The organism is Pantoea eucrina (assembly GCF_002095385.1).
In the GTDB taxonomy this organism is placed as follows: Bacteria; Pseudomonadota; Gammaproteobacteria; order Enterobacterales; family Enterobacteriaceae; genus Pantoea; species Pantoea eucrina.
This window is the reverse complement of record NZ_MIPP01000077.1, coordinates 1-5,516: the sequence shown is the minus strand read 5'-3', so window position 1 is coordinate 5,516 and position 5,516 is coordinate 1. Positions and strand designations below refer to the sequence as shown.

Genomic DNA, 5,516 nt, shown 5'->3' with positions numbered 1-5,516 from the left:
AGCCAGCGCAGCGCCGGCAGCACCAGGCTGCGGTGATCGCCGGCGCGCGAGACCAGATCGAGCGAGGTCAGATAGCCGCGCTGCTGCATCTGCGCCAGCAGCCGCGCGCTGCGCGTGCCGAACTGCGCGTCGGGCCGGTCAAGCTGGTCGAGCAGCAGCAGATAGCCGAGGTGAAAAATGCGGTGCGGAGTAGTGAGGTCGCGGAAATGCGCCACATCAAGCAGCGCGCTGGCGCCGCGCGCGTGAAAAAAGGTGCGCTGACCATCCGGCGCGGTCATTACCTGCGTCATGGCAGTGGCCGCCGCGCGGGTGCGCGTTACGCCGCGGCAATCCACCCCCTCCTCGCGCAGTCGCTGCAGCAGATAGTCACCGTCCGCATCCTCGCCCGTGATACCGGCAGCCGCCAGCGGTAAACCTGACTGCATGCGCGCCAGCGTCAGGAGCACATTCGGCACCGCGCCGCCGCTGCAGCGCTCGCGCGCCACGATTTCGGTCAGCCAGCCCTGATCCGGCCAGTGCGTAATGCGCTGGACATGATCGACCAGCAGAGTACCGGCGGCCAGAATGCCGCTGCGTGCCGTCATCTCAGGCGCGTCCGCTGCTGCCGAAAATCTGCATCTGCTGCGCGACCACGCGGCTGATATTGCGCTCCACCGCCATAAGCAGCTCAGCAAAGCTGTCATAGCGGGCGTCGCGCTGATCCATCTGCGTTTCTATTGCGTCCAGCGCCGCCTGGGACATGCCGGTGTAGAAGTTGATTTTATGAATGCCGAGCGTAATGGCGCGGCGAAAGTCGGCGTCGCTAATGCCCGATCCGCCGTGCAGCACCAGCGGAATACCTGCCGCGCTGCGGATCGCCGCCAGCCGGTCAAAGTCGAGGCGCGGTTCGCCTTTATATTTACCGTGTGCGTTACCGATCGCCACCGCCAGGCAGTCGATGCCGGTACTCTGCACAAAGTCAGCCGCCAGCGCCGGATCGGTAAATTTTGCGCTGTCCGCTTCACCGGTCAGCGCCCCGCCCTCGTCGCCTCCCACCGCGCCCAGCTCCGCTTCGACCGAGACGCCCACCGCATGACAGAGTTTTACGACCTCCTGCGTCTGACGCACATTCTCGTCATAGCTCAGCCCGGAGCCGTCAAACATCACCGAGGTAAAGCCCAGGCGCACCGCCTGCACCACCGCCTCGAAATGCAGACCGTGATCGAGATTGAGCACCACCGGAATCGCGTGCCGCGCCGCCTCACAGCGAATCGCCGCGACCAGGTGATCGAGGCTGACATACTTAAAGTGCACCTCTGCGAGGTTGATGATAAAGGGTGAACGCTGCTGCTCCGCTGCCTGAAACAGCGCGCGCAGAAAGTGGGTATCGAGGACGTTAAATGCGCCCAGCGCGTAGCCGTGCTGCTGCGCATGGGCCAGCCCCTGCGCCAGAGATATCAGTGCCATGAAGTGCTCCCGTCACGTGAGGGGTAATGGAGGCTGCGGCGGCCAGGCAACATACCTGCCGCCGCAGCCCTCTCCTGCAGGCAGGAAAGGGATGACGACCGGAAAATCTGCCGCGTTATTTCACTGTCCAGCCTTTGTAACTGCTCACGTTGTCGCGATCGATCATCGTCACCGGGATCAGCACCGGTTTGTCGGGAGCAGACTTGCCTTGCAGTATGTTGTAACCAATTTCCACCGCTTTCTCCGCCATCACCTGCGGGTCCTGCGCCGGGGTCGCCACAAACAGCGAGCCTTTACGCTTCAGCGCCTCTTCCCCGTCCGGTGAACCATCGACCCCTACAATAAAAAATTCGCTGCGCTGCGCCTGTTTGGCCGCCAGGTCAGCGCCGATTGCGGTCGGATCGTTGATAGCAAACACGGCGTCGATTTTCGGATTAGCGGAGAGCAGACCGGTCATCACCTCCAGCCCGCCTTCGCGGCTGCCTTTAGCGTTCTGGTTGTAAGAGAGCAGCTTAATATCGGGGTGCGTCTTCAGCTCGCTCATGCAGCCTTCGACACGGTTCTGCACCGCCGAAACCGGCGGTCCGTTGATGATCACCACGTTGCCCTTCGCCTTCAGCCGGTCAGAGATATATTTACACGCCATCGCGCCTGCCTGGGTGTTATCCGAGGTAATGGTGGCGTTAGCGCCATCTGCGGCCACGTCCACCGCCACCACGACGATGCCGGCGTCGCGCGCCCGCTTCACCGCTGGCGCAATGCCTTTGGAGTCGGCGGCGTTGAGAATGATCATATCGACTTTGGCGGCGATAAAGTTATCGATCTGTCCCACCTGCTGACCGAGATCGTAGCCGCTGGAGACCAGCGTCACGTTGACCTTGTCACCTGCCAGCTCGCGGGCTTTCAGCTCGGCACCTTTGGTGATCTGTACAAAGAACGGGTTGGCCAGATCGCCTACGGTCACCCCTATCGATTTCAGCTCTTTTGCCTGTACCAGCGGCGCGCTCAGCAGCGTGGCGGCCAGCAGTCCGGTTACAATCGGATTAAAACGCATAGTTGATGTTCTCCTGCTTTTTTTATTGTCAGCGGTCCGCGGGATCGCCACCTGGAAATGTTCTGCCGGCCTTCAGCTGACGTGATGACGGGTACGGTATTTATCGATTAACACGGCGACGATGATCACGCCGCCTTTGATCACCAGCTGCCAGAAGTAGGAGACGCCCATCAGCGTCATGCCGTTGTTGAGCGTGGCGATAATCAGTGCGCCAATCAGCGTGCCGGTGATGGTGCCGATACCGCCGACAAAGCTGGTGCCGCCGAGGATCACCGCAGCAATCGCATCCAGCTCATAGCCCACGCCAAGGTTGCCGTTGGCGCTGTAGAGTCGTGAGGCGCTCATCAGCCTCCCAGCCCGGAGAGCAGGCCGCTCATGGCGTAGACAAAAATCAGCACCGCGCCGACTTTGATCCCGGTCAGACGGGCCGCCTGCATATTGCCGCCCACCGCATAGATATGGATGCCTAAAGTGGTACGGCGCAGAATGAACCAGCAGAGCGCGATAACCGCAAAGGCGATGATGATCAGCCACGGCACCGGCCCGAGATAGCCGTTGCCTATCCACTCAAAATTGATGCTGGAGTTAATGACCGTTGTGCCGTCAGCCAGCAGATAGGCGGCCCCGCGCAGGGCGGTATAGGTGCCAAGCGTGACGATAAACGGCGGCAGCCCGGCCCAGGCGACCAGGATGCCGTTGAACAGTCCCATGATCAGCCCGGCACCCAGTGCAGCAGGGATCGTCAGGCCGGCAAAGGCGGGATCGAGCGACACCACCATCGCGACCACTGCCGTGGTGCCGAGCATGGAGCCCACAGACAGATCGATACCGCCGGTCAGAATGACAAACGTCATCCCCGCCGCCAGCACGATATTGATAGAGGCCTGCCGGGTAATGTTCAGCAGGTTCGCCTCGGTGAAGAAGTTAGGTGCGATAAAGCCAAACACCGCCACAATCAGGATCAGAATCGGCAGGATCCCGATCGTCTGCAGCAGATCGCTCATTAACGCCCGTTTCAGCGTCGGGCTGGTTACGCGTGCGGTTTCGCTGGTCATTCCTTTCTCCTCAGGCTGTAACCGGCTGAGCGCCGGTGGCCAGTGTCATGATATTTTCCTGGCTGATGGCGTCACCGCTCAGCTCGCCGGCAATGGTGCCTTCACGCATGACGTAGACGCGATCGCTCATGCCCACCACCTCCGGCAGTTCGCTGGAGATCATCAGAATCGCCACGCCCTGCTGCGCCAGCTGATTCATCATGCGGTAAATTTCACTCTTCGCACCGACGTCCACACCGCGCGTCGGTTCGTCCAGAATCAGAATGCGCGGCGCAATAGATACCCAGCGGGAGATCAGCAGCTTCTGCTGGTTGCCGCCCGATAGCCCGCCCGCGCGAACCTGCGCATGCGGCACGCGAATATTGAGCGAGGCGATAGCGTCAGTGGCGATCTTCTGCCCCTTACGCCGGTTCAGCAGGCCGTAACTGGCGTCGCGCTCCAGCGTCGCCATCACAATGTTTTCCCGGGCGGCCAGTTCCAGAAACAGCCCCTGCTCTTTGCGGTTTTCAGTGAGAAAGCCGATGCCGCGCGCGATCGCCTCGCGCGGGGAGCGGATGTGCACTTTTTCTCCGTCAATCCAGATTTCGCCGCCGGCGGGCTGCTGCACGCCAAATATCAGCTGCGCCAGCTCGCTGCGTCCGGCGCCCACCAGGCCAGCGAGGCCGACAATTTCGCCCGCGCGTACCGCCAGGCTGCTGGGGTGGACCTTGTTGCGGTCAGTCAGGTGATTGACCGCCAGGCGGATAGCACCAAACGGAATGTCGCGCGCTTTGTTAAACAGATCGCTGAGTGGACGCCCGACCATCATGCGCACCAGTTCGCTGGCGTTGAGCTGCTCACGCGTCAGGCTGCCGACATACTCACCATCGCGCAGCACGCTGACGCGATCTGACAGCTCATACACTTCAGCCATGCGGTGACTGATGTAGATAATCGCCATGCCTTCGCTGCGCAGCCGCTTGATCAGCGCAAACAGCTGCTCTGTTTCCCGGCTGGAGAGCGCGGCGGTAGGTTCATCCATCACCAGAATGCGGCTGTTGCGGTGCAGCGCGCGGGCGATCTCCACCTGCTGCTGTTCGGCGATGCTCAGACGGCCGACCAGATCGGTGGCGCTGAAGCGCGCGCCAAGCCGCGCAATCACCTGCTGCGCCTCTTCCGCCATCTGTCGGCGTTTCACCAGCCCGCCGCGCGCAATCTCGCTGCCGAGAAAAATGTTCTCTGCCACCGTGAGGTTGGGTGCCAGATTGATCTCCTGATAGATCAGCGTAATGCCCGCCGCCAGCGCCTCTTTAGGGCCGCGGATGGCGTACGGCTTGCCCTCAATCAGGATCTCCCCGCTGCTGGCGCTGTAGGCACCGGCCAGGATTTTCATCAGGGTGCTCTTACCGGCCCCGTTTTCGCCCATCAGCGCGTGTACTTCGCCCGGCCAGATAGTGAGATCCACGCCCTTCAGGGCGTAAAAGCTGCCGAAGCGCCGGGTAATACCGCGCATCTCCAGTATCGGTGCTGTCATTGCCGCGCTCCTGCTGCCGGATAGTGCTGAGCAGTGTCGCCGCGCAACATAAATGGAAAATGTCAGCGCCCGTTCATATTTGTCATATTGCCTCTGCGCGCCACTTTTATACTCGGCTGACGTTCCGCATTGCGAGGGGTGGCGCATGAGTCAGACTCTGCCGTGGTATGCCGGTGCCCGTGGTCGCCTGCTGCTGTTTAATCTGCTGGTGGTCGGCGTGACGCTGGCGGTCAGCCTGGTGGCGATTACCGGATTCCGCCACGCCGGCACGATTCAGGAACAGGCGCAGGCGCAGACGCTGGCCGATATGAATGGCAGCCTGGCGCTGGCGCGTGATACGGCCAACGTGGCGACGGCGGCGGTACGCCTGTCGCAGGTGGTGGGTGCGCTGGAGTATCAGAGTGAGTCGGCCCGCCTGCAGCAGACGCAGCAGGCGCTGCAGCAGGCG

General features: G+C 61.8%; 4 protein-coding genes and 2 pseudogenes. 1 reads left to right on the top strand and 5 read right to left on the bottom strand.

All coding sequences use genetic code 11. From position 1 onward, the window contains the following. From HA43_RS18260 to HA43_RS18240, 5 genes and pseudogenes are all read right to left on the bottom strand, one after another. The coding region (locus HA43_RS18260; protein WP_139803632.1) for a carbohydrate kinase family protein at nt 1-584 on the bottom strand (584 nt) is incomplete at its 3' end. A 1-nt stretch (nt 585) separates the two neighbouring features. Then, nucleotides 586-1,446 (bottom strand): ketose 1,6-bisphosphate aldolase, encoded by an 861-nt coding sequence (locus tag HA43_RS18255; protein WP_094112314.1) that lies wholly within the window; start codon nt 1,444-1,446, stop codon nt 586-588. A 115-nt stretch (nt 1,447-1,561) separates the two neighbouring features. After that, nucleotides 1,562-2,500, bottom strand: a complete 939-nt coding sequence (locus HA43_RS18250; RefSeq protein WP_039385245.1) for an ABC transporter substrate-binding protein — start codon at nt 2,498-2,500, stop codon at nt 1,562-1,564. 72 nt (nt 2,501-2,572) lie between these two features. Then, nucleotides 2,573-3,555: pseudogene (locus HA43_RS18245) on the bottom strand (ABC transporter permease subunit). Nucleotides 3,556-3,565: 10 nt separating this feature from the next. After that, nucleotides 3,566-5,068, bottom strand: a complete 1,503-nt coding sequence (locus HA43_RS18240) for a sugar ABC transporter ATP-binding protein (RefSeq protein ID WP_039385247.1) — start codon at nt 5,066-5,068, stop codon at nt 3,566-3,568. 145 nt (nt 5,069-5,213) lie between these two features. On the opposite strand from HA43_RS18240, the pseudogene HA43_RS18235 reads away from it, so the two are divergent. Further along, nucleotides 5,214-5,516: pseudogene (locus HA43_RS18235) on the top strand (ATP-binding protein); the annotation flags it as partial.

Coding starts and splice junctions, on each gene's coding strand:
- HA43_RS18255 (WP_094112314.1), bottom strand. CDS start 1,446: ATGGCACTGATATCTCTGGCGCAGGGGCTGGCCCATGCGCAGCAGCAC.
- HA43_RS18250 (WP_039385245.1), bottom strand. CDS start 2,500: ATGCGTTTTAATCCGATTGTAACCGGACTGCTGGCCGCCACGCTGCTG.
- HA43_RS18240 (WP_039385247.1), bottom strand. CDS start 5,068: ATGACAGCACCGATACTGGAGATGCGCGGTATTACCCGGCGCTTCGGC.